At 68.0% G+C, this 22,369-nt stretch carries 19 protein-coding genes; 10 read left to right on the top strand and 9 right to left on the bottom strand.

Features of this window, described 5'->3' with window-relative positions; translation table 11 throughout:
* Positions 1-177: 177 nt before the first annotated feature.
* Positions 178-642 carry a methyltransferase family protein gene (locus ACZ6O0_RS31865; protein WP_465768708.1) on the bottom strand — a complete coding sequence of 155 codons (465 nt, stop codon included), beginning with the start codon at positions 640-642 and terminating at the stop codon, positions 178-180.
* On the bottom strand, positions 635-1,114 hold the full coding sequence (locus tag ACZ6O0_RS31860; protein WP_465768707.1) for a MarR family winged helix-turn-helix transcriptional regulator: 480 nt from the start codon (positions 1,112-1,114) through the stop codon (positions 635-637). The genes ACZ6O0_RS31865 and ACZ6O0_RS31860 overlap by 8 nt, the downstream gene beginning before the upstream one ends.
* Before the next feature lie 35 nt (positions 1,115-1,149).
* On the opposite strand from ACZ6O0_RS31860, the gene ACZ6O0_RS31855 reads away from it, so the two are divergent.
* The 5 genes from ACZ6O0_RS31855 (at position 1,150) to ACZ6O0_RS31835 (ending at position 5,333) form a co-directional block, all read left to right on the top strand.
* On the top strand, positions 1,150-2,397 hold the full coding sequence (locus tag ACZ6O0_RS31855; RefSeq protein WP_465768706.1) for a glycosyltransferase: 1,248 nt from the start codon (positions 1,150-1,152) through the stop codon (positions 2,395-2,397).
* A gap of 193 nt (positions 2,398-2,590) precedes the next feature.
* The gene (locus ACZ6O0_RS31850; RefSeq protein WP_465768705.1) at positions 2,591-3,034 is read left to right on the top strand and encodes a MarR family winged helix-turn-helix transcriptional regulator; all 444 of its coding nucleotides are present in this window, start codon (positions 2,591-2,593) and stop codon (positions 3,032-3,034) included.
* Positions 3,031-4,245: an MFS transporter gene (locus ACZ6O0_RS31845; RefSeq protein WP_465768704.1), complete on the top strand. Its 1,215-nt coding sequence runs from the start codon at positions 3,031-3,033 to the stop codon at positions 4,243-4,245. The genes ACZ6O0_RS31850 and ACZ6O0_RS31845 overlap by 4 nt, the downstream gene beginning before the upstream one ends.
* Before the next feature lie 40 nt (positions 4,246-4,285).
* On the top strand, positions 4,286-4,819 hold the full coding sequence (locus ACZ6O0_RS31840; RefSeq protein WP_465768703.1) for a TetR/AcrR family transcriptional regulator: 534 nt from the start codon (positions 4,286-4,288) through the stop codon (positions 4,817-4,819).
* Positions 4,820-4,829: 10 nt separating this feature from the next.
* Positions 4,830-5,333 (top strand): DUF2867 domain-containing protein, encoded by a 504-nt coding sequence (locus ACZ6O0_RS31835; RefSeq protein ID WP_465768702.1) that lies wholly within the window; start codon positions 4,830-4,832, stop codon positions 5,331-5,333.
* Here ACZ6O0_RS31835 and ACZ6O0_RS31830 read toward each other — a convergent pair.
* The 4 genes from ACZ6O0_RS31830 to ACZ6O0_RS31815 all read right to left on the bottom strand — a co-directional run bounded on the left by ACZ6O0_RS31830 (position 5,316) and on the right by ACZ6O0_RS31815 (position 10,522).
* The gene (locus tag ACZ6O0_RS31830) at positions 5,316-7,118 is read right to left on the bottom strand and encodes an ABC transporter permease (protein ID WP_465768701.1); all 1,803 of its coding nucleotides are present in this window, start codon (positions 7,116-7,118) and stop codon (positions 5,316-5,318) included. The two genes, ACZ6O0_RS31835 and ACZ6O0_RS31830, sit on opposite strands and share 18 nt — an antisense overlap.
* Positions 7,119-7,216: 98 nt before the next feature.
* Complete coding sequence (locus ACZ6O0_RS31825; RefSeq protein WP_465768700.1) at positions 7,217-7,615, bottom strand: hypothetical protein; 399 nt, start codon at positions 7,613-7,615, stop codon at positions 7,217-7,219.
* Positions 7,615-9,921 carry a CehA/McbA family metallohydrolase gene (locus ACZ6O0_RS31820; protein WP_465768699.1) on the bottom strand — a complete coding sequence of 769 codons (2,307 nt, stop codon included), beginning with the start codon at positions 9,919-9,921 and terminating at the stop codon, positions 7,615-7,617. Before ACZ6O0_RS31820 ends, ACZ6O0_RS31825 begins: the two co-directional genes overlap by 1 nt.
* A gap of 46 nt (positions 9,922-9,967) precedes the next feature.
* Complete coding sequence (locus ACZ6O0_RS31815; protein ID WP_465768698.1) at positions 9,968-10,522, bottom strand: TetR/AcrR family transcriptional regulator; 555 nt, start codon at positions 10,520-10,522, stop codon at positions 9,968-9,970.
* 91 nt (positions 10,523-10,613) lie between these two features.
* Between ACZ6O0_RS31815 and ACZ6O0_RS31810 the strand changes: the two genes are divergently transcribed.
* Positions 10,614-13,130, top strand: coding sequence for a bifunctional FO biosynthesis protein CofGH (locus ACZ6O0_RS31810; protein WP_465768697.1), 2,517 nt, complete (start codon positions 10,614-10,616; stop codon positions 13,128-13,130).
* A gap of 561 nt (positions 13,131-13,691) precedes the next feature.
* Here the strand turns inward: ACZ6O0_RS31810 and ACZ6O0_RS31805 are convergent.
* Positions 13,692-14,309 (bottom strand): hypothetical protein, encoded by a 618-nt coding sequence (locus ACZ6O0_RS31805; RefSeq protein WP_465768696.1) that lies wholly within the window; start codon positions 14,307-14,309, stop codon positions 13,692-13,694.
* Positions 14,302-16,209: an acyl-CoA dehydrogenase family protein gene (locus ACZ6O0_RS31800; RefSeq protein ID WP_465768695.1), complete on the bottom strand. Its 1,908-nt coding sequence runs from the start codon at positions 16,207-16,209 to the stop codon at positions 14,302-14,304. The genes ACZ6O0_RS31805 and ACZ6O0_RS31800 overlap by 8 nt, the downstream gene beginning before the upstream one ends.
* A 115-nt stretch (positions 16,210-16,324) precedes the next feature.
* Between ACZ6O0_RS31800 and ACZ6O0_RS31795 the strand changes: the two genes are divergently transcribed.
* Genes ACZ6O0_RS31795 through ACZ6O0_RS31780 form a run of 4 tightly spaced genes read left to right on the top strand, consistent with a single transcriptional unit; the run spans position 16,325 to position 19,577 of the window.
* Positions 16,325-16,720 carry a TOBE domain-containing protein gene (locus tag ACZ6O0_RS31795; protein ID WP_465768694.1) on the top strand — a complete coding sequence of 132 codons (396 nt, stop codon included), beginning with the start codon at positions 16,325-16,327 and terminating at the stop codon, positions 16,718-16,720.
* Complete coding sequence (modA, locus tag ACZ6O0_RS31790) at positions 16,720-17,511, top strand: molybdate ABC transporter substrate-binding protein (protein WP_465768693.1); 792 nt, start codon at positions 16,720-16,722, stop codon at positions 17,509-17,511. The genes ACZ6O0_RS31795 and modA overlap by 1 nt, the downstream gene beginning before the upstream one ends.
* A 15-nt stretch (positions 17,512-17,526) precedes the next feature.
* Positions 17,527-18,333, top strand: coding sequence for a molybdate ABC transporter permease subunit (gene modB, locus ACZ6O0_RS31785; protein ID WP_465768692.1), 807 nt, complete (start codon positions 17,527-17,529; stop codon positions 18,331-18,333).
* On the top strand, positions 18,330-19,577 hold the full coding sequence (locus ACZ6O0_RS31780; RefSeq protein WP_465768691.1) for an ABC transporter ATP-binding protein: 1,248 nt from the start codon (positions 18,330-18,332) through the stop codon (positions 19,575-19,577). The genes modB and ACZ6O0_RS31780 overlap by 4 nt, the downstream gene beginning before the upstream one ends.
* Positions 19,578-19,832: 255 nt before the next feature.
* Here ACZ6O0_RS31780 and ACZ6O0_RS31775 read toward each other — a convergent pair whose 3' ends face one another.
* Positions 19,833-21,881 carry a HelD family protein gene (locus ACZ6O0_RS31775; RefSeq protein WP_465768690.1) on the bottom strand — a complete coding sequence of 683 codons (2,049 nt, stop codon included), beginning with the start codon at positions 21,879-21,881 and terminating at the stop codon, positions 19,833-19,835.
* Between the last annotated feature and the right edge of the window lie 488 nt (positions 21,882-22,369).

The following is a 22,369-nucleotide window of genomic DNA, read 5'->3' as shown; positions in this document are numbered from 1 at the left end:
CATCCGCGGCACCGACATCCTGCCCCTGAACCAACTCCCGGCCCCGATCTTCGGCCGTGGCGGCTCTCGCCACGCCGTCGGAGCGGGCTCTTCACCGGCTCCGCAATCTCAACTCCACCGAGCCGCTCCTGCCGTGGGCTGACATCCCGCATGTCCTCCACCGCGGGCCTATTCCGGTCAGGCTTTTCGGAGTCTAGGGATCCACGCCGGTACGGCCCGGCGGTAGTCCTCGTACTGCCGGCCGTACCGCTCCAGCAGGACCGGCTCCTCGTACCACCGGACGAACGACGCCATCACGGCCCACGCGAGTACGCCGTACGCCAGCACCCACGGGTCGAGGAAGGCCAGCGCCTGCCCGAAGATCGCGGTCACCACCCCGACATACATCGGATTGCGGACGAAGCGATAGTCGCCACCCACCACCAACTCCTCCGTCGGCGCGACCGGCGCCGGTGTCCCCCGCCCTTCGCGGACGAACCGCACAAAGGCACGCAGTACGACGAACGCACCAGCCGCGACCAGCACGAACCCGGGCCAGAACCGTGGCGCCGCCCATCCACTCACCCACCACGGCACCACCCCGCCGACCACGCACGGCGCCGCGAAGAAGAACACCGTGCTGCCCAGCACCGCCTTAATCACGGTCGAGTCTCCCGATCACGCGCTCGGACAGCTCACAGAAGGTCTCGAGCTCGTCCGGACTCAGGTCGGCGAACCAGTCGGCCACCGCGGCGACGTCACCCGCGTCCCGCTGCCGCCAGTACGCCGCACTGTGATTCGTTGCTGAGAGCAACTTACGCCGCCGGTCGGCCGGATCCGGCTCGACCTGCAGCAACTCCTTGCGCTGCAGGGCCGCGACGATCTGCGCGACGTTCTGATGTGTACTGCCGAGCGCGGCGGCCGCCTCGGCCAGCGACGGCTTCCCCATCGCCTGGACGACGGTGATCAAGGCGGCCTGCTGGGTGGTCAGCCCGTCCGCCCGCAGCCGCTCGTCCATCTCGTAGCGCAGCCGCTGGGCAAGCATCAGCGTCGTCCGGAACGCCCGCACCGGCGGCGCCAACTCCGAACCCGCTCCGAGCCCGAACAGCTTCTCGGCCTTGTTCCACGACGACATAGGCAATATATTACCTATCATCGCCGAAGGGGGCAATGATGATCTGCCTGCTGCCGCACTGCGCCTACCTGTCCGAGACCTCCCGGATGCTCGAGCTCCACCGAGCCCTCACCGAGCTCGGCCTCGAGGTGCGCGTCGCCACCCACGGCGGTCCGCACGAACGCCTCCTCGCCGAGGCCGGTCTCGAGTACGACGTCCTCGGCCCCGGACTGTCCCCCGCCCGCGCGGCCGCGTTCGTCGGTTCGGCCGTCGGTCTCGGCGATCCCCGGCAGAGCATGTACGACGACAACGAGATCCGGACGTACGTCGCGGCGGAGGCGGACTACTTCCGCGCCCACGGGATCACCGTCGCGGTCACCGGGTTCACCCTGACCACGCTGCTGTCGTCGCGACTGACCGGCGTACGAGTGATCACCGAACATGCCGGCAGTTTCGTGCCGCCGGTCTTCGAGCATCGTTTGCTTCCGGCACCGACCCGGCCAGTGGATCCACGGTTGAAGCACGCGCCTGACTGGCTGGCCCGGTTCGTCGTCAACAGGACGCCCAACCGGATCACGGCGTACTGCGGTGGCTTCAACCGGGTGGCCGCCGAGCTCGGCGTGGAAGGGATCCCGAGCTTGGCGGCGCTCCTGCTCGGCGATGTCTCGCTGGTCCCCGAAGTTCCCGAAGTACTGGGCGTCTCAGCGGACGAACTGGCCGCATGGAGCCCGGGCAAGGGGTATCGCGCCGGCGCACGGCTCAGGGCGGTCGGGCCACTGTTTGCACAACTCGATCTCCCGATGCCGGCCGAGGTCCAGCAGTTCCTCGACCGGCCCGGACCGACGATCTATCTCGCGATGACGTCGACCCCGCCCGCCCAGGTCCGTACGGCGATCGCCGAGCTGAGCCGCCTCGACGTACGGATCCTGGTCGCGGGCACCATCCACGACCTCGGCGACCTCGCCACCGACCGGATCCTGATCGAAGGCGTGCTGCCGAGTCATCTCGTCATGCCACAGGTCGAGCTCGCCGTGACCACCGGCGGCCAGGGCAGCGTCCAGACCGCGATGGCCGGCGGTACGCCGCTCCTCGGCATCCCCCTGCACATCGAACAGGACCTGAACGTCGCCCTGGTCGAACGCCTCGGCGCCGCCCGCCGCGCCCGCATCGGATCACTGGCCGACCTGGCGACCCGGATGCTCGACGACCCCACACACGCCGAGGCCGCCGAGCGGATCCAGAAGCTCTACGCCGCCGTCGACGGCCCGGCCGAAGCCGCCGCGGTCATCGCTCGGGCGCTCTGAGCAGCCGGCTCAGCACCGCTCGAGGGAGCTCGCCCTGTAAAGCGCACGTTCCCCGCCACCTTCAGTGAGTAGGAGATCTTTCCCAGCCACGTTCCCGCTCCCCGCTGTACGTCGGATAGCAGGCCGGGCGTGACCTGGTTCACCGTGCGCTCGGTGGAGATGCATAGCTTTCCTATGTATATTTGTGGGTGTGATGGCTACGGATCTGACCAGGCTCGGCGAGGATGTCGTGGTCGCGTCGTCGCGCTTGACGCGGATGGCGACCAGGGACGTGAACACGCTGCCGCACGCCGCGATGCGGGTGCTCGGGCGGCTGGACGAGCTGGGCCGGGCCCGGATCAGTGAGCTGGCCAAGGCCGACCGGTGTTCCCAGCCGACCATGTCCACCCTGGTGCAACGCCTGGAAGAGCAGGGCTGGGTGCATCGTGCGGCCGACCCCGCCGACTCCCGTGCCAGCCTGATCAGCCTCACGGACGCCGGCCTGGCCGAGCTGCGGAGCGCCCGGCGGCAGGCCGGCGTCGCTCTATCGGCCCGCTTGAGCCAACTCCCCGCGACCGACCTCACCACCCTGGAGGCCGCAGTCGCCGTCATCCACAAGCTCCTCACCCTCGAACCGTTGGAGGACACGCCCCGGTGAGCAACTCGTCGTTCCTGAAACAACCCAAGTCCGTCTGGGCGGTCGCGTTCGCCTGCGTGATCGCATTCATGGGCATCGGCCTGGTGGACCCGATCCTCAAGCCGATCGCCGAGCAGCTGCACGCGAGCCCGTCCCAGGTCTCTCTGCTGTTCACCAGCTACATGGCGGTCATCGGTGTGGCGATGCTGATCACCGGCGCGGTCTCCAGCCGGATCGGCGCGAAGCGCACCCTGCTCATCGGCCTGGCCATCATCGTCGTGTTCAGCGCGCTGGCCGGCCTGTCCAACTCGATCGGCATGATCGTCGCCTTCCGCGCCGGCTGGGGCCTCGGCAACGCCCTGTTCATCGCGACCGCGCTGGCCACGATCGTCAACTCGGCCAGCGGTTCGGTCGCCGAGGCGATCATCCTCTACGAGGCCGCCCTTGGTGTCGGCATCGCGGCCGGCCCGCTCGTCGGTGGCGAGCTCGGCACGATCTCGTGGCGCGGTCCGTTCTTCGGCGTCGCCGTACTGATGACGGTCGCGCTGGCCGCCACTGCTTTCCTGCTCCCGGCTTCGCCGCCACAGGGACGTCGTACGTCGATCCTCGAACCGCTGAAGGCCTTGCGGCACAGGTCGTTGGCGACTGTGGCCGTCACAGCGTTGCTGTACAACTTCGGCTTCTTCACGCTGCTCGCGTTCACCCCGTTCCCGCTGGCGATGTCGGCGCGGCAGATCGGCCTGATCTTCTTCGGCTGGGGCATCGGCCTGGCAGTCACGTCGGTGTTCGTCGCACCGCGGCTGCAGCGCCTGTTCGGCACGCTGCCGGTGGTGATGACCTCGCTGCTGCTGTTCGGCGCGGACCTCGCGGTGATGGGCATCTACGCCCACCACAAGGGAGTGCTCGCGGTCGGCGTGATCGTGGCCGGCCTCTTCCTCGGCATCAACAACACGCTGATCACCGAGGCCGTGATGGGTGCCGCCCCGGTCGAGCGCGGTACGGCGTCGGCGGCGTACTCCTTCGTCCGGTTCTCCGGTGGTGCGATCGCGCCGTGGCTCGCCGGGAAGCTCGGCGAGGAGGTCAACATCCAGCTCCCGTTCTACGTCGGCGCCTTCGCGGTGCTGCTCGCCGTCGGCGTGCTGGCCAGCGGCTGGAAGCCCCTGTCCCACCTGCGCGTCCCGGCCAACCACTCCACGGTCGAGGCCCAGGCCCTCACCGCGGCCGACGCCTGAGCAGTCGAGACCATACCAAACGGTATGGTATGGTCCCGGCATGGTGACGCGGACGGAATGGTTGGACGCAGGTCTCGAGCTGCTGGCGGACGAAGGTGCGCCGGCGGTGACGATCGAGCGGCTGACCGGGAAGCTCGGCGTCACCAAAGGCTCGTACTACCACCATTTCAAAGGCGCCGGCGGCTACCGGACGGCCCTCCTGGAGTACTTCGAAGCCCGGTTCACCACCCGGCTCATCGACATCGTCGAGCGCGATGCCGAGCCTTCGCAGAAGTTGCGGCACCTGTTGCGAATCGTGCTGTCCGACCCCGACAACGCCCGGCTGGAGATCGCCGTACGGGCGTGGGCCCTGCAGGACCCCGAGGTCCGGGCTGCGCAAGAGCGGGTGGACCGGGCGCGAACGGCGTACCTGAAGGAGCTGTGTCGCGGGCTGAAGGCGGACGTGGATCCGGACCGGTTCGCACAACTGCTCTACCTGATCCTGATCGGCGCCGAGCAGGTGCTGCCGCCCGTCGCGAAGGCCGACCTGCGCGACATCTACGCGATGACCCTGCGTCTCGCCTCCATCGACTAGAGGAGTCGCCATGCCGACCCGCACCGATCTGCCTGAGCTGGACGACCTGCTCCCCATCGTCGACGTCGTCGACGTGAAGACCGCTCGCGGTCCGGTGTCCTTGCGCGAGTTCACGGCCGGCGCTCTCGGCCATGCGCCGCTGTGGGTGAAGGCGCTCTTCGGAGTCCGGATGCTGGTGGCGCTGGTGCTTCGGCTGGAGACCACAGGCGTCCCCGACTCGTTCCGGCTGCGGCCGGAGACGGTGAGTTTCACGCCGGGTGATCGCGCGTCGTTCTTCACCGTCGTCCGCGGCGAGGACGATCACTATCTCCTGCTGAAGGTCTCGGACAACCATCTGATCGCCTGGCTGGCGATCATCACGGACAACGAGCAGCCTGCGGAGTTCAAGGTCGTCACCCTGGTGCAGTACCTGCGGCCGGTCGGACGCTTCTACTACAACCTGATCCGCCCGTTCCACCACCTCGTGCTGCTCAGCATGTGCCGGGCCGGCGAGACCTCATTCGCGGGACGCTGACAACGGGTGCGGCCGCGTCGCTCGATGAGCGGTGAGAGCCGCTGCCGCACCTACGACCACCAGCGCCGCGCCGAAGATCAGGCCGAGCAGCCGCCACGGAATCGCCAACGCTGCAAGGCCGTACGGACCGGCGGCAATGCCCGCCAGCGCCGCGCCGGCGACAACCGATCCGAGCAGTACGCCGACGAGGACGACCGTGGCGGACTCGACGAGTGCGACCGCGACGACCTGCCCGCGCGTCAGCCCCGCCATCCGGGCCAGCGCGAACTCCCGTCGCCGATCCGCCGTCGACATCACCACAGCGTTGACCACGGCAACGGCCGCGAAGATCCCGGCCAGCCCCATCAACGCGGCGAACAACCCGGAGTTGCTCCGCTGCTGAGCCGCTCCCCGCTCTTCGGCCCACTGCTGGACTGTCTTGCCTCGAAGGTCCGCGGTAGCACCTTTGACCAACGTCTCGGTCCGGCCGCCGGACGGCAACAGTGCCCGCGGGATGAAGAAGTTCTCGCTGACATCGAGCGTTTCGGGCATGATCGCCACGACCGTGACCTTGACGGTTCTGTTGCCAAGGGCAATCGTCAGGGTGGACCCGAGCTTGTATCCCTCCGCCGCCATGCCCGGACCGATGGCGATCGCCCGGCCGGTCAGCAGCTCCAGCGATCCCTTCCGCGGCCGCAGCCTGTGCGTCTGCTGGTATGCGACAGGATCGATCCCGATCGCCTCCGAGTAGACCGTGCTCTTCCCACGCCTGACAGCGATGGGCACAGCGGTCTGCACGGACGCCACCGCGACTCCCCTGGTGACGGCGTGATCGACGACCAGGTCCGCGGTGATCAACCGCTCCTGCTCCACCCCGACCGCCTTCGCGAGCGACCCGAACGTCCCCCACAACCCGACCACGAGCCCCACCAGCACGATCAGCGGCGCCGCCGTGGCCGCGCTTCGCCGTACCGCATGAAGCACGCCGGCCCGGGCGAGGTCGGCGATCAGGTTGCCACGGAGGACGGCCGCGGGCAGCCGACCGGCCAGGGGTACGACGACCGGACTGAGCTGGCTGAGTGCGACCGAGCCACTGATCATCACGACGAGGCCGATCATCAGTCCGGCGACCAGATCACGCGCGGCCTGCGCGGCGATCACCAGCACCACCGTGCAGAACGCCGCCGAGAGTCCCCAGAACCACCGCCAGCCAGTCATCACCTTGTGCGCCGCGTGGCTGTCGGCGAGGGCTTCGAGTGCCCTGATCCGGGACGCTCGCCAGGCCGCCGCGAGCACGCCGGCCAACGCCGTACTCACGCCGATGATCATCGCCGCCCACAGAGCGCCTTGGTCCCACGGTGCATCGAACCAAGACGGCAGCATCCCGAGCCTGGTCAGCAACCAGGACTGTGCCCAGGTCCCGATCAACCCCAGCGGCACACCCAGGACGATCCCGATCAGACCGAGCAACCCGGCCTCCGTCACCAGCATCAGACAGAGGTATCCACGCTGTGCCCCCACCAACCGCAGCAGTCCGAGCTCCGGACGCCGCTGCACCACCGTGAAGCCGAACGTCGTGCTCACGATGAACACGGTGAGAAACACCGCCAGCATCACCGACATCCCGAGCAGCGTGGCGGCACCGACGTACCCTTCACGCACCCTGGCCCGGTCGTACGCCGACAGCCCGGCAGGGAGCGTTGGTCGATCGGTGGCCGCGAGCATCTGCAGCCCCGACTGCACTAGCCCCACTCCGAGCGCGACGGCGACCACTGCGCCGGCGAAGAACTGCCACCTCGTACGCACGGCGCCCACAGACAACCTCAGCATCCTCCTACCCAACAGGTGGGAGCTGCCGGTCGCCCTGGCTCAGACACCCCAGCGCGGGTAGCTTCCGCGCTACCTCATGCGCGGGCCGACAGCAGCAGGCTCACAGTGCTGTGGTTGGCCAGACCACCCAGCGCACCGAGAGCGCGGAAGGTCAGGGTCAGGTCGACGACGGTGGGCGCATCGAGCCGGACCCGGAACGCCGTCTCCTGGCGATGCTCACCGGTCAGTTCGTGCGCCGGCAGATCGAGCTGGAGTCCGCTGACCGGTTCGGCTTCGATCGCCAACGGCCCGGTGACGAAGCCGTCGTTGACGACCGTCACGGCGAGCGTGTGCCACTCACCCGGCTTCAAGGTGCCGATCGGCGCACCGCTGCGGGCGACGTTCACCCGCGCTTCCGGGTTGATGGTCACCGCGAGCGGCGCGTCGGTCTGGACCGGCCCGCAACAGCCGATAGCAGGTGCTTGGTGCATCATCAGTCGGCCTCGCACTCTTCTCGCCTCGACAGGTAGCTGGCCTGTGCCTCGTCGTACGCATGCCGGGCGGCATCCCGCTCGCTCTCCCGGATGAATCCCGACTTCACCTTCCACAGCTGGTCGACCGAGTCGTGCAGCCACTGGGCGCTGCGGCGGGAGGCGCGGATCGGCCGCCCGGCGATCTCGAGGAAGATCGGCTGGGTGTGCACGCTGCGCAGGATCCGCAGCGCAAGCCAGGACGAACGCTCGACCGTCACGTCGAACGCGACCTCCTGCTCGGTGCCATCGGCAACTATCTCCTGCGTCGCCACCACGGCACCGTTCAGCACGACCTCGACCACCACGGCACGGGACGTGCCGATCCGGGACCGCTCGAGATGCCAGCCCACCGGAGCGCTGTAGACCGGACGGCCCGCCGGCGGTGGCGGCGGTTCCTCGGGCAGCCAGGCGGCGACGGTCGCGCTGACCCGCACCGGGCCGGGCTCGTCGAGCGGGTGCTCACGGCTGACATCGCCGTCGACGGCCAGGTCGAACACGTGACTGCGGCCGTCACCGAAGTACGACGCACTCTCACGCAGACCGGTGATCCAGGCCTCGATCGCCTGTGGACCTGACGGCGGCTCGGCCAGACGGACGTACGTACGCCCGACTCCCGGGCCCTCGTCGTACATGCAGGGGTAGTCGGTCTCGCCGAGCATCAGCGTGCGGTAGCCGACGCTGAGCAGGTGGTACCAGATGTTCAGCTCGGCCGCGGGCGCGAACTGGCCGCCACACTGGAAGTCGGCGGCCCCGAGCGGTACGTCGACGATGATCTCGTTGGAGCCGATGCCCTGGAACGACGGGACGATGTAGTTGGGCAGTTCCTCGGTGCCGACTCCCAGACCGACGCCACAGTGTGCATACCCGACCAGTGCGTTCTGTTCCTTGGCCCAGCGCAGGACCGGGAGGTTCCACGACGGCCAGTCTTCGATCAGGCTGGTCCCGGGATAGTCCTGGTCGGTGAGCCCGAGCAGGATCAAGTGACCGGAGTGGCTGGACGGGAACCCGGACACCTCGACGTCGTACCGCAACGCGCTCTCGGCGTCGCGGTCGGTCGGCTGCGGGGTCCACGTCATGCCTTGCGCGGCCTGCATCGCCGGGTATTCCAGGTCGGCCGGCGGACTGATCGACTCACCGCTGAAGAACTGTTTCTGGTGGTAGTAGCACGGCGCCCAGGTGAGCACACTGCCGAGCCACAGGCCCTCCCCGCGGACATGCCGGATCATCGTTTCGGGCGTCACGCCTTCGCTCGGGACGTTGTAGTGCGAGCAACCGCCGGCGTGGATGTGCGGGTCGCCCGAGTAGTAGCCGTGGCCGGCCGGATCGACCCAGCGGTCGAGCGTGATCGGAACCGTCTCGGTTCCCGCGTCGACGTCGGCCTCGAACGTCACCGGCCGGTACTCGGGCCCGCGGATCGCCGACACCTGGTACCGTCCCGCGGGCAGCCGGATCATCTCACCGGTCGCGCGGTAGACGTGCTCGTGGAAGAACATGTCCGGCGCCAGCCGCATCGCCTTGGACGGGTACGAGCGTCCGTGCGCATCCTGGACCGTGATCGCGGCCATGCAGCTCCGCCCGTCCGGCTCACGGATGTCCAGCTGGATATCGCGCGCCGGGGCACAGTCGAAGTCGAACGACGCGGCGTACTCGCGCAGCTCGAAGTTGGTCCGGAAACCGGCGAACCGCAGCGGCGACCGGCTCAGGCTGTGGTGGTTGTGCTCGTCCGCGGCGAAGAGCGACAGCCCACCCGGCCGGACGCCGCTCTCGCGGCTGTACAGGCTGATGACCTTGTACTCGACCTCGAGGCCGGACAGGTCACCGGGTGCAGCGAGCTTCGCGTCCAGCCAGGCGTCCTTGATCCGCGGAACGACGGTCAACGTGTCGTGCAGGGCGATGCGGGCGGAATGGCTCTGGTAGTCGATCAATCCGTACACGCCGCCGTTCATCGTGGCGAGTTTGGCCTCGATCCGGTGGGGGTTCGCCACCCGCACGAGGAAACTGCGCCAGCCGTGCTGAACCAGTCGCGGCGGCGCGGCACCCGGAGCGCACACGGCGATCCCCTGCTCGTCGATCGACACGTCCACCAGGACGAACGGCCGCAACAGGGTCTCGAGCTGGCTACGCCGCTCCGCCTCGCTCAGCGAACTGCTTTCCAGCTTGGACAGTTGAGTGACCACATCGGCGGGCAGCGGATCGCCGAGATCTTGCAGCTTTCGAACGGCGCGGACAGCGGACGCGAACAGTGGCTGAACTGCGGGGTCAGACACTCGGACCTCCCGATGGCGAGTCCTTCGCGACCATACCCGGCACCGCCTACCTCAGCACCTCTAATAACGCGGCGAAGTCGGCACGGTCCACGTCCCGGACGCCGATCAGCGCCTGCATCAGCAGACCGTCGAGTGCGGCGACCAGCAGCCGCGCCTTCTGTGGATCCGCGGTGAACGCTCTCGCGATGTCGGTCAACGGCTCCAGCCAGGCTCCTGCGGCGGGCCTGAGCTCCGGACGGCGAGCGGCGTACAGATAGAGCTCGTAGAGCGCGAGGGTTCGTCCCCGCCTGCGTACGACGCTGTGCTCGATCAGGCGCACCAACTCGTCGGCCGGCCGCGCCCCGGACTCACTGCCCCGAGCGTGCAGCTCGGCGGCGAAGTCCTCGGCCGCCCACCCCAGCGCCGCCACCAGCAACTCGTCCAGCGTCGCGAAGTGGTAGGTGATCGACGCGACCGAGACCTCGGCCACCGCGGCCACCGCGCGATGGCTCACACCTGCGACTCCGTCGCGCTCGATCACGGTCAGCGTGGCCCGCAGCAGCTCGCTCCGCCGCTGCTCACCGCGCATCCGGCGGCCGTCCACACCCCTGCTGACCTGCATGAACGGCAAACTATCAGGACGTCTGTACGGATTGTTTTTGGTCCCCGGAATCGCGGGAACGACCGCCGTCCGGCACCTAGGCTCGGATGACGTGACAACCAACGACATCAGTACGGCGATGCGCCGCGCCCTGAAGCGCGCGGACGACGGCAAGACCCTCGACCCGGCGGAGGTGGAGGTGCTGCTCGGGGCGAGCGGCGACGCACTGACCGCCCTGATGGCGACCGCGGCCCGGGTCCGCGACCAGGGCCTGGCGGACGCCGGCCGCGCGGGCATCGTCACGTACTCGAAGAAGGTCTTCATCCCGCTGACCCGGCTATGCCGGGACCGATGTCACTACTGCACGTTCGCGACCACGCCGGGCCGGGTGCACTCGCCGTACCTCTCTCCGGACGAGGTGCTGGAGATCGCGCGCCAGGGTGCCGCCCTCGGCTGCAAGGAGGCGCTGTTCACCCTCGGCGACGCTCCCGAGGATCGCTGGGAGGCGGCACGGCAGTGGCTGGAGGAGGCCGGGTACGACAGCACGCTCGACTACGTCCGGGCGATGGCGATCCGGGTCCTCGAGGAGACCGGGCTGCTGCCGCACCTCAACCCCGGGGTGATGTCGTGGCAGGACCTGCAGCGGTTGAAGCCGGTCGCACCGAGCATGGGCATGATGCTGGAGACCACGTCCCGGCGGCTGTTCGAGGAGAAGGGCCAGCCGCACTTCGGCTCGCCCGACAAGGACCCGGCGATCCGGCTGCGGGTGCTGGAGGACGCCGGCCGGTCGAACGTGCCGTTCACGACCGGTCTGCTGATCGGGATCGGTGAGACGCTGGAGGAGCGGGCGGACTCGATCTTCGCGCTGCGGAAGATCGCCCGGCAGTACAACGGGATCCAGGAAGTCATCATCCAGGGGTTCCGGGTGAAGCCGGACACGGCGATGCGCAACGACGCCGACGTACCGCTGGACGAGTGGCTGGCCGCGATCGCCGCCACCCGGGTCGTGCTCGGGCCGCGGGTCCGCGTGCAGGCGCCACCGAACCTGGTCGACCTGGCCGAGTGCCGGGCGCTGCTCGACGCGGGTGTCGACGACTTCGGCGGGGTGTCGCCGCTGACGCCGGACCACGTGAACCCGGAGCGTCCTTGGCCGCAGATCGACGACCTGGCGAAGGTGACGGCGGATGCCGGTTTCGTCTTGCGGGAAAGGCTGACCGCGCATCCGGAGTACCTGCGGGAGCCGTGGCTCGACCCTCGCCTGATCTCTCATGTCGAGGCTCTCGTCGACCCGGCGACTGGTCTGGCCAACGAGTCCGCTCTCCCGGTGGGCCTGCCGTGGCAGGAGCCGGACGGCGGGTGGGACAGCGTCGGGCGGACGGATCTGCACACCGCGATCGACACCGAGGGACGTCGTACCGAGACGCGGTCGGACTTCGACGCGGCGTACGGCGACTGGGACGTCCTCCGCGAGGACGTTGCTCACCGGTCGGCACCCGAGCGTGTCGAAGGTGACGTGAAGGCCGCGCTCGCGGCCGCCGAACGCGACCCGGCCGGGCTGTCGGACGCACAGGCCCTGACCTTGATGACGGCAACGGGTCCGGCATTGGACGCCTTGGCTGCCCTGGCGGATGAGTTGCGCAAGGCAACGGTCGGCGACGACGTGACCTACGTGGTGAACCGGAACATCAACTTCACCAACGTGTGTTACACCGGCTGCCGGTTCTGTGCGTTCGCCCAGCGGCGGACCGACGCCGACGCCTACTCACTGTCGATGGACGAGGTCGGCCAGCGCGCCGAGGAAGCCTGGGTGATCGGCGCGACCGAGGTCTGCATGCAGGGCGGTATCCACCCCGACCTACCGGGGACGGCGTACGCCGACCTGGTCCGCGCGGTCAAGGACCGGGTGCCGGACATGCACGTGCACGCGTACTCGCCGATGGAGATCGTCAACGGCTCCGTGCGGACCGGCCTGTCGATCGAGGACTTCCTGATCTCGGTGAAGGAGGCCGGGCTGGACAGCATCCCCGGCACCGCGGCGGAGATCCTGGACGACGATGTGCGCTGGATCCTCACCAAGGGGAAGTTGCCGACCGCATCGTGGATCGAGGTGATCACGACGGCGCACAAGGTCGGGCTGCCGTCGAGCTCGACGATGATGTACGGCCACGTGGACGCGCCGCACCACTGGGTCCAGCACCTGCGGACGATCGCCTCCGTCCAGGACCAGACCGGTGGCTTCACCGAGTTCGTGCTGCTGCCGTTCATCCACCAGAACTCGCCGATCTACCTGGCCGGCGTCGCCCGCCCCGGACCGACGTACGACGAGAACCGCGCGGTGCACGCGATGGCGCGGATCATGCTGCACGGGCGGATCGACAACATCCAGTGCTCGTGGGTGAAACTCGGCGTCGACGGCTGCGTCGCGGTCCTGAACGGCGGCGTCAACGACATCGGCGGGACGCTGATGGAGGAGACGATCAGCCGGATGGCCGGGTCAAAGCACGGCAGCCGCAAGTCGATCGCCGAACTCACCGCGATGGCCACCGCGGCTGGACGGCCGGCCCGCCAGCGGACGACGACGTACGGCGAGGTCCCGCAGCGCGCGGCCACCGAGCTCGAACTGGCCTGACAGACAGCGACTCCCCGATGTACTGGTCCCCAGCAGCACCAGTACATCGGGGAGTTCTCGGCGAAAGAAACGCCGGCCGTGCCGGGCGTCGGTCGCCACCTCACTGGCGACCGGCTGCCCTCGCGGCACGGCCGGCGTCCTGCTGTTTGCCCCGAGAGGGCAGTCGGCCCGAAGGAGGGCGGGCCCGGCGCCTCATTCCGAGACCGGCAGGGGAGGTACAGTCCGGTCGCGGACGGGAGTACGCCGGGAACCACCTGGAGCCTGTGTCAGCGACCCGTCCGCCGCCGACAGCAGAACGTTGTCATGGCCCGCGGTCCCCGGGAACTCCCCCGATCAAACATTTGCATTGCCTTTGAACAAGACAACTCTCTGTATAAGAACCTTCACTTTCCGTACGGATGTTGCCTTCTGCAACAACAAAGGTCGCGGCCGGCCCGCACCTCGGTAGGTGCGGACGGGCCGCGGCTGGGCTGTCAGGCGGCAGGAGCGGTACGGGTGGTTGTCGCCGCTCAGTACGGGTAGGTGTGGGCGCAACGAGAAGCTGCTCGGGCTGCGGGTCGTTCAGTACGGGTAGGTGTCGTCGCGGCGGGTCGGGTCGAGGTCCCAGAGGGAGAACTCGACGATCTTGTGGGACTCCTCGCCGCCGGCCGGGATCAGCCCGGTGGAGTCGTAGTCCTTGGACCCCAGCCCGTCGAGGTAGCAGAGCAGCTCGAACGCCGACTGCGCGTCCTCGATGTCGTCGATGACCTCGTCGTTCTGCGCCTCGTCCGCGCGGCTCCGCACGTACTGCACGAACGCCTCGGGGTCCGTCACCACGAAGTCGTACCGCGCCTGGTAGCTGACCCGGACACCGTCTTCCGGAAGCGTCTCCTCCAGCTCGTCGAGGTCGTCCACCCCCTCGGCGATCTCGCGGTAGTCCGCGGGATCGTCGAAGTCGTCCGGCCCGAGCGGGAGTCCGTCCAGCTCGTCGGGGTCGTAGGAGTCGATCCCGAGGAAGATGTCGCCCCAGCCCCGCTCGTGGACCGCGTCGGCAAGCGCCCGGGCCTGGACCCGGACGTTCTCGATCGCGCCGGTGGCGCGCAGGTCGTGCAGGTCCAGAGCGTCAGCCTGCTCCAGCAACACCCGGGCGAGTTCGCGGGCGGCCTCGGCGGCCGACGCGGGTTCGATCGGCTCACTCATGCTGCGACGGTACAACCATCGGCACCTCCACCGCCGAGCCCGGTACGCCGAACGCGTCGACGAGCTCGACCGCGACCGGCCGGACGGCCGCGCACAGCTCGTTCACCAGCGCCGTGATCGCCTTCGACCGGCCCGGCGAGAGCCGCCCGTGCTCCAGGTACCAGGCCCGCTCGGCCTCGATCGTCGCCAGCGCGTGCAAGTCGTAGACGTCCTTCAAGACGTCGCGAATCTCCTCCGGCGCCTCCGGTACAGCGGCCTGGAACGCCTCGAGAACGATCCGGTCCACGTGCGCCCGCCCGGCCGCGATGACATGGTCCTGGCACCGGTTGAACACCTCGAACGGCTCGTCGCCCGCGTCGATCCCCGCCTTCAACCGCCGAGCCACCCCGGACAGCATGTGCTCCTCCCGGAACCGAAGCAGCCCCGAGTGGTACGCGTCGTCCCGCAACCCGGCATCCGGATCGGCCGCGTCACTCCGATTCGGTACGGCGTCGCGCAACCGCTCGATCAACACCCGCAGGGCCGCCTTCTCGACCGCGATCTCCACAGCCTGCGCCGTGATGAACCGGGCCGTCCCGAGCGGATCCAGCTTCCCGAACGACTCCCGGTAGTCCGTCAGCAGACCCTTCGCCACCAACTGCAGCAGGACCGTGTTGTCCCCTTCGAAGGTGGTGAACACATCGGTGTCCGCCTTCAGCGTCGCCAACCGGTTCTCCGCCAGGTAACCGGCGCCGCCGCACGCCTCGCGGCACATCTGGATCGTCTCGGTCGCGTGCCAGGTCCCGAGCGCCTTTGTCCCGGCCGCTTGCGCCTCCAACGCCCGCCGGTCGTGCTCGCTGGTGCCGTCCTCGAACACCCGCACGAACTCGTCGACCAGCTCGCCCTGCGCGAAGTGCAACGCGTAGGTCCGCGCGAGCAACGGCAACAACCTCCGCTGATGCATCCGGTAGTCCAGCAGCAACGCCTCCTCCGCACTCCCCGGAGCGCCGAACTGCCGGCGCTGAGCCCCATACCGGATCGCGATGTCCAGGGCGACCTTGCTCGCGTTGATCGCCGCACCACCGACCGACACGCGCCCCTGCACCAACGTCCCGAGCATGGTGAAGAAGCGCCGGTCCGGATTCTCGATCTCACTGTGGTAGTTGCCATCAGCATCGACCTGCGCATACCGGTCCAGCAGCGCCTCCCGCGGCACCCGGACCTGGTCGAACACGATCCGCCCGTTGTCCACCCCGTTCAGCCCCAGCTTCGGGCCGCAGTCGGACAGCGTCACACCGGGCATCGCCGTACCGTCCTCGGCCCTGATCGGGACCAGCAGGCAGTGCACGCCGTGACTCTCACCGCCGACCACGAGCTGCGCGAACACCGCCGCCATCCGCCCGTGCCGCGCCGCGTTGCCGATGTAGTCCTTCCGCGCCGCCGCGGTCGGCGTGTGCACGACGAACTCCCCCGTCGAGTCGTCGTACGTCGCCGTCGTGCCGAGAGCCTGCACGTTCGACCCGTGGCCGGTCTCCGTCATCGCGAAGCAGCCGAGCAGCCGGCCACCGACCGCGTCGGCGAGATACCGCTCGTGGTGCTTCTCCGTCCCGAGATGCAGGATCGCGCCGGCGAACAGGCCGAACTGCACCCCCGCCTTCACCATCAGCGAGAGGTCCCCGAAGGCGAGCATCTCGAACCCGGCGATGAACCCGCCGAGATCGCCCGCACCGCCGTACTCCTTCGGGAAGCCGCGCGCCGGGTGCCCCTCGGCCGTGATCTGCTGCAGCAGCTCGAGCACCTTGTCGCGATACTCGTCCCGCGGCAGGCGCACGGCCAGGTCGAACAGCTCAGGCTCCGCCGCCAGCCCAGCGCGCACGACGTCGCGCGCCACCTTGTGCGGCCCGTCCAGGTAGTCCCGCATCCCCGATGTCCTCATGCCTTTGACTTATGCGGATTCGCGGACACTTTCCGTGACCACTCGATGACTGTGGAAAACTCCAGTCGCAATCCGCATCTGCGGCACTATGCTGTCTTTCGTGCCGAACTTGCGGATCAGCGAGGCGGCGGCTCTCCTCGGGGTCAGCGACGATACGGTCCGTCGCTGGATCGACCAGGGCCGGTTGCCGTCAGTCCAGGACCACGGCCGGATGGCGATCGACGGGCAAGCGCTCGCCGCCTTCGCCCAGGAGCTGGCGGAGTCGCCGGAGCCGGGGAACACGACGGCCGCCTCGGCCCGCAACCGCATGCGCGGGATCGTCACGCGGGTGCTCAAGGACGGTGTGATGGCCCAGGTCGAGATGCAGGCCGGGCCGTTCCGCGTCGTGTCGCTGATGAGTCGCGAGGCCGCCGACGAGCTCGGTCTCGAGCCCGGTGTGGTCGCCGTCGCCTCGATCAAGTCCACTCATGTCGTCGTCGAGATCCCGGAGGCCTGATGTTCCGTCGTACCGCGCTCGCCGCGCTCGCCGCCGTCGGCGCGCTCACCTTCGCCGGCTGCGGTGACGACAGCCCGGCCGCGTCGTCCTCGCCTTCGGGCAGCAGTAGTACGCCGGCGCTGTCCGGGACCGTCACCGTGTTCGCGGCGGCCTCGCTGACCGGGTCGTTCACCCAACTGGGCAAGGACTTCGAGGCCGCCCACCCCGGGGTGAAGGTGACCTTCAACTTCGCCGGGAGCTCGGCGCTGGCGCAGCAGATCAACCAGGGCGCGCCCGCGGACGTGTTCGCCTCGGCGGCACCGAAGAACATGGACCAGGCGACGGACAAGAACACTCCGACGACGTTCGTGCAGAACACGCTGGAGATCGCCGTACCGAAGGGGAACCCGGCCAAGATCACCGGGCTGCAGGACTTCGCCGACAAGGACAAGAAGATCGCGCTCTGCGCCGTGCAGGTGCCGTGCGGCGCGGCGGCCGACAAGGTGTTCAAGGCGGTCGGGATCACGCCGCAGCCGGACAGCCTCGAGCAGGACGTGAAGGCCGCGCTGACCAAGGTCAGCCTCGGTGAGGTCGACGCCGCGCTCGTGTACAAGACCGACGTACTGGCGGCCAAGGACAAGGTCGAGGGCATCGAGTTCCCCGAAGCGGACAAGGCGATCAACGAGTACCCGATCGCGACGCTGACGAACGCCCCCAACCCGGATGGCGCGAAGGCGTTCGTCGACTACGTCCTGTCCGACAAGGGCAAGGCCGTTCTGAGCGCCGCCGGGTTCGACGCGCCGAAGTCATAGTAGTTTCGACGCACTGTGAGCCGTCGTAGCAGGAGCACCAGTGGGCAGCTGCCCCTCGTGCTCCTGCTGCCCGCTCTGCTCGGACTGGCGTTCCTGCTCGTCCCGCTGATCGGTCTGCTCGCCAAGGCACCTTGGTCGTCGCTGCCGAGCCATCTGTACAGTGCGGACGTCTGGACCGCTCTGAGGCTCTCTCTCGTGTGCGCAACGTCTGCCATGGTGATCTGCCTGATTCTGGGGATCCCACTGGCGTGGGTGCTCGCCCGGGGTGCGCTGCCGGGTCGCGGGCTCATCCGGGCTCTCGTGACGGTCCCACTGGTATTGCCGCCGGTTGTCGGTGGCGTCGCGCTGCTGCTGGTGCTCGGTCGACGCGGACTGGTCGGTGAGTACCTCGATCTGTGGTTCGGCATCTCCTTGCCGTTCACAACTGCCGGAGTGATCGTGGCAGAGGCGTTTGTTGCCATGCCGTTCCTGGTCATCTCCGTGGAGGGCGCACTGCGAGCTGCGGACCCTCGGTATGAGGAGGCGGCCGCAACACTTGGCGCAGGTCGCTGGCTGACCTTTCGACGCGTGACACTACCGTCGATCGCGCCAGGGGTCGTGGCAGGCGCCGTACTGTGCTGGGCTCGCGCACTGGGTGAGTTCGGCGCCACCATCACGTTCGCCGGGAACCTGCCCGGCCGTACGACGACCATGCCGCTCGCGGTGTATCTCGCGTTGGAGACCGACCCGGATGTGGCCGTCGTACTGAGCCTCGTGCTTCTCCTCGTGTCTGTCGTCGTACTGGCGTCTCTGCGCGAGCGCTGGATCAGTGGGCTCCGATGACTCTGTACGCCGATGTGCGAGTGACCCGTGGATCCTTCGACCTCGCGCTGGACCTGGTTGTCGAGCCGGGCGAGGTCGTGGCGCTGCTCGGACCCAACGGCGCCGGCAAAACCACCGCACTGCGGGCCATCGCCGGTCTACTGCCTCTGGGTGACGGCCGCATCGCTCTCGACTCCGAGGTGTGGGACGAGCCCCCACGCACCTTCCGTACGCCGGACCGCCGGCCGATCGGCGTGGTCTTCCAGGACTACCTGCTCTTCGACCACCTCAACTGCCTGGAGAACGTCGCCTTCGGCCTCCGCGCCCGCGGCGTCGACAAACACACCGCCCGAACCGAGGCCGCGCGCTGGCTCGACACCGTCGGGTTGTCGTCGTACGCGCGTACCCGCCCGCGCTCCCTGTCCGGCGGCCAAGCCCAACGAGTAGCCCTGGCCCGGGCCTTGGCCACAGACCCCGAACTCTTGTTGCTGGACGAGCCACTCGCCGCCCTGGACGCCAGTACGACGCTCCACGTCCGCGCCGAACTCGGCCAGCACCTCGCCCGCTACGAGGGCCGCACGCTCCTCATCACTCACGACCCCCTCGACGCCATGGTCCTCGCCGACCGCCTAGTCATCGTCGAAAACGGCCGAGTAGTCCAAGAAGGCCGCCCCACCGACATAGCCCGCCGCCCCCGCACCGACTACGTAGCCCAACTAGTAGGCCTGAACCTCTACCGAGGCACCGCCACCGGCACCACAGTCCGCCTAGCCCCCGACCCCACCACGGTCAGGCACCCCACCGACCACACCACGGTCGGGCCGACCACCGACCCCACCACCGTCAGGCCGCCCGCCGACACGGTCAGGCGCCCCACCGACACTGAGATCACGGCCAGGCCGCCCGCCGACGAGACCACAGTCGGGTTCGCCACCGGTCGCTCCATCCGCGCTTCAGCATCCGGCGGCACCATCACCCTCGCCGAACCGGCGCAGGGCGAGGTCCACGTCGCCTTCCCACCAACCGCCGTCAGCCTCTACCTCTCACCACCATCCGGCAGCCCCCGCAACACCTGGCCCGCCACAGTCACCGGCATAGAACAACACGCCCACACAGTCAGAGTCCGCCTCGACGCCACCCCCACCGGCCCCGCAGTCCTCCTAGCCGACATAACCCCCGCCGCCGTAGCCGACCTCCACCTAACCCCCGGCCAACCCCTCCACGCGACCTTGAAGGCCACCGAAATCCACACCTACCCGGTCTGACGGTTCCTTCCCACGCGCGCTACGCGGCCACTCCTCCGTCACACCCGCTACGCGCGCTCCCACCCACCCGAACATCTGCGGGCTACCGCCCGCACCTGCGCGCTCCTACGTCGCACGCGATCGAGTACCCAGGGCGACCCCATCCCTGAATCTGCCCGCTACCGATGCCACCTGTGGCCTCTATCGAAGACTGAGCATTCGTCAGACTCCACCGGTCAGACCTCGTTGCTTGAAGGCAGAACAGGGGTCGGCCGGTCAGGAGTCGCGATTCGTCGGCAATGCCCTTGTCTCGACAAGGGCATCTAGGAGGTCATCGTGAGTTATGCCCAACTCCTCGACGATCCGAACGACAACTTCCGTCCAGAGCTGTGGGACGAGAGTCTCCCTCATTTCGAGCGCTAGCTCGACGGCAGCCGCCTCGACGACACCGCTGGAGACCCGCTGACCTGCCGCACCTCCGCGTTTGGGCAGTCGGCTCGTGGATTCGAGCGGGCCTGTTCCGTCGTGAAGCGCCGTCGTCACTGTTGAGCGAAGGGGCTCCTCCGCAGGCTGTCGCGGCGGCTGCGGAGCATCTTGGTTGCCTAATGCATCCTTTAGCGTGTCAACAGCTGGAGCCCCGCCCTCAAGGCCCAGCTCAAGCATCTGCTGGCTGTACGTCACTGTCAGGTACTTGGTTGCGCGAGTGAGCGCGATGTAGAGGTGCCGTAGACCGATCCGACCCGTACCTGCGATGGAGGACGGCTCTACGACGACCACCGCGTCGAATTCAAGGCCCTTCGACTGTTCTGCGGTCATGAGATTGATCGAGCTGCCAATGCGGCCTGTCGACGCGTCGTCGAAGGTCACGCCCTGAGCGTGGAGCGACGCTGCGAGGCTCTGATGGTCGGCCGCCGCGCAAACGATCCCGACGAAGCGTCCTTTGCCGGCGTGAGCTTGCGCTGAGGTGATGGCCCTGCTGATTAGGTCCTCGTGATGGACATCGAGAATCTCCGGATCGGCCGGACCTTGCCGCACGACGGTCGGCGGCGCAACCTGTGGAGCCGCAGTGGGAAGCAGCTTGGCTGCGAAGTCGAAGATCTGCCGCGGAACACGATATCCGAGCTCGAGCTCCTTCATAGCTGAGTCGCATTGAAGCGCCAACGAATCGATCACGTCATCCCAGCTCTCCCTTGACCAGGGACCAGTGGACTGAGCAATGTCTCCCACGATCGTGTATGAGCCTGTACGCGACCGCCTCCTGAGTGACCTCAGTTGCATCGGAGACATGTCCTGCGCTTCGTCCACAACGATGTGAGGGAACGTGGCGACACCACCACGGATCAGTGCCTCGGCCTCATCGAGCAACGCCACGTCACTATCGGTCCACGTCTCGCTGGCCAGCCTTGCCGCTGACTGACGGTAGAGGCGACGGATGTCTCCTGCAGTGAAGTCGTCACCGGCCGCATCGCCGAGCCGGTCTCGGGACCCAAGGAGATCCTGAAGGAACTGCTGCGGTGACAGCTGCGGCCAGATCCGCTCAAGTGCGGCATCAACCGCGGGTTGGTCGACCTCGACACTGGCCAAGGTCGAACCTGCTGGTGTTCGGTCGATCTGATATTTCTCGATCTCAGTGACGAGCCAACTACGCATCGCCTGGCGCCCCGCGTTGTAGGTGGTGGCCGCGCGATACTCCTCCAACCGAGCTTCGATTTGAGCCCGTGAGAGACGCAGTGCGTTCTGCCCTTGCCCGATAACGAGTTCGGAGTCACGCTCGGGAAAGCGAACGCGCTGGCGGAGAGCCGAGCTGAGAAGGTTGGCCATTGCGGCGCTGCCCTTCAGACGCGCGGTCTCCAGCAACTCCTCGCGGCCATCGCTGCGTTGTGGCCCTAGAGTCTTCACACTGCGCTGCTCTACATCGGCGTCACCGAGCCCTGGCAGCACCTTCTTGATGTAGTTCGAGAAGGTGTCGCTCGGACCGACAACCAGCACGTCCCCCAGTCCGAGCTGCTCTCGGTGATTGAACAGAAGCCACGAGACTCGATGCAGCGCCACCGCAGTCTTGCCCGTCCCTGGGCCACCCTGGATCACAAGAAGGCGGTCGAGCGGGTAGCTGATCAGCTCGTGCTGAGAGGCATGAATTGTCTGGACGATGTCCTGCATCTCGCCAGACCGACTCTTGTCGAGTTCGGCCAGGAGAGTGTCATTAACGCCAAGCCGCTCGTCTTGAGTAAGTTCGGCGACTCGCGATGCAAGGTCGGCCAGGACGAGGTCCTCGAAGGACTCAATCGTGTTCTTCGTCGTCTGAAACTTGCGAACCCGGTCCACTCCATGGGACTTTGGATCGTCGCTCGGTAGAACGGATCAGCCACCGGAGACTTCCAGCTGACCACCAACTTCTCGCGATCGACGTCACTGATCGGGTGGCGTCCGACGTAATAGACCTCGTCGTCCATGTCGAGCCGCCCAATTGCGACGGCCTCATCCGGCGCACCGAGCGCGTCTGCGTACTCCTGTGCCTTCCTCGCGACCCTTTGGCGAGTCCCCCGGTCGCTGGTGGCCGCGCCCTGGGCTCGTCCCAGTGTGGCGCGCGAGTCTTCTCGCGCCTGCCACGCCCGATCGAAGTAGTCCTGTTCAGCCTGTCGTTCGGCCTCGATGCTGGTCACTCAGTTCCCCCCTGATCGACCTCTGAGGCATAGAAGGTACCTGCGATGTCGCCAGCTGGCCATCAGGTGGGGACTCGAGGGGTCGTCCGACTGTTGATGCAGCGCCAGCGAATCGCCTCGCACCGCGATGACGCGGGTCGGACGCGGACA

The organism is Kribbella sp. NPDC048837 (assembly GCF_055586945.1).
The sequence above is the reverse complement of the archived record's forward strand: the minus strand, read 5'-3'. Positions and strand labels throughout refer to the sequence as shown.

Coding starts and splice junctions, on each gene's coding strand:
- ACZ6O0_RS31860 (WP_465768707.1), bottom strand. CDS start 1,114: ATGTCGTCGTGGAACAAGGCCGAGAAGCTGTTCGGGCTCGGAGCGGGT.
- ACZ6O0_RS31855 (WP_465768706.1), top strand. CDS start 1,150: ATGATGATCTGCCTGCTGCCGCACTGCGCCTACCTGTCCGAGACCTCC.
- ACZ6O0_RS31850 (WP_465768705.1), top strand. CDS start 2,591: ATGGCTACGGATCTGACCAGGCTCGGCGAGGATGTCGTGGTCGCGTCG.
- ACZ6O0_RS31840 (WP_465768703.1), top strand. CDS start 4,286: ATGGTGACGCGGACGGAATGGTTGGACGCAGGTCTCGAGCTGCTGGCG.
- ACZ6O0_RS31835 (WP_465768702.1), top strand. CDS start 4,830: ATGCCGACCCGCACCGATCTGCCTGAGCTGGACGACCTGCTCCCCATC.
- ACZ6O0_RS31825 (WP_465768700.1), bottom strand. CDS start 7,615: ATGATGCACCAAGCACCTGCTATCGGCTGTTGCGGGCCGGTCCAGACC.
- ACZ6O0_RS31815 (WP_465768698.1), bottom strand. CDS start 10,522: ATGCAGGTCAGCAGGGGTGTGGACGGCCGCCGGATGCGCGGTGAGCAG.
- ACZ6O0_RS31805 (WP_465768696.1), bottom strand. CDS start 14,309: ATGAGTGAGCCGATCGAACCCGCGTCGGCCGCCGAGGCCGCCCGCGAA.
- ACZ6O0_RS31800 (WP_465768695.1), bottom strand. CDS start 16,209: ATGCGGGACTACCTGGACGGGCCGCACAAGGTGGCGCGCGACGTCGTG.
- modA (WP_465768693.1), top strand. CDS start 16,720: ATGTTCCGTCGTACCGCGCTCGCCGCGCTCGCCGCCGTCGGCGCGCTC.
- ACZ6O0_RS31780 (WP_465768691.1), top strand. CDS start 18,330: ATGACTCTGTACGCCGATGTGCGAGTGACCCGTGGATCCTTCGACCTC.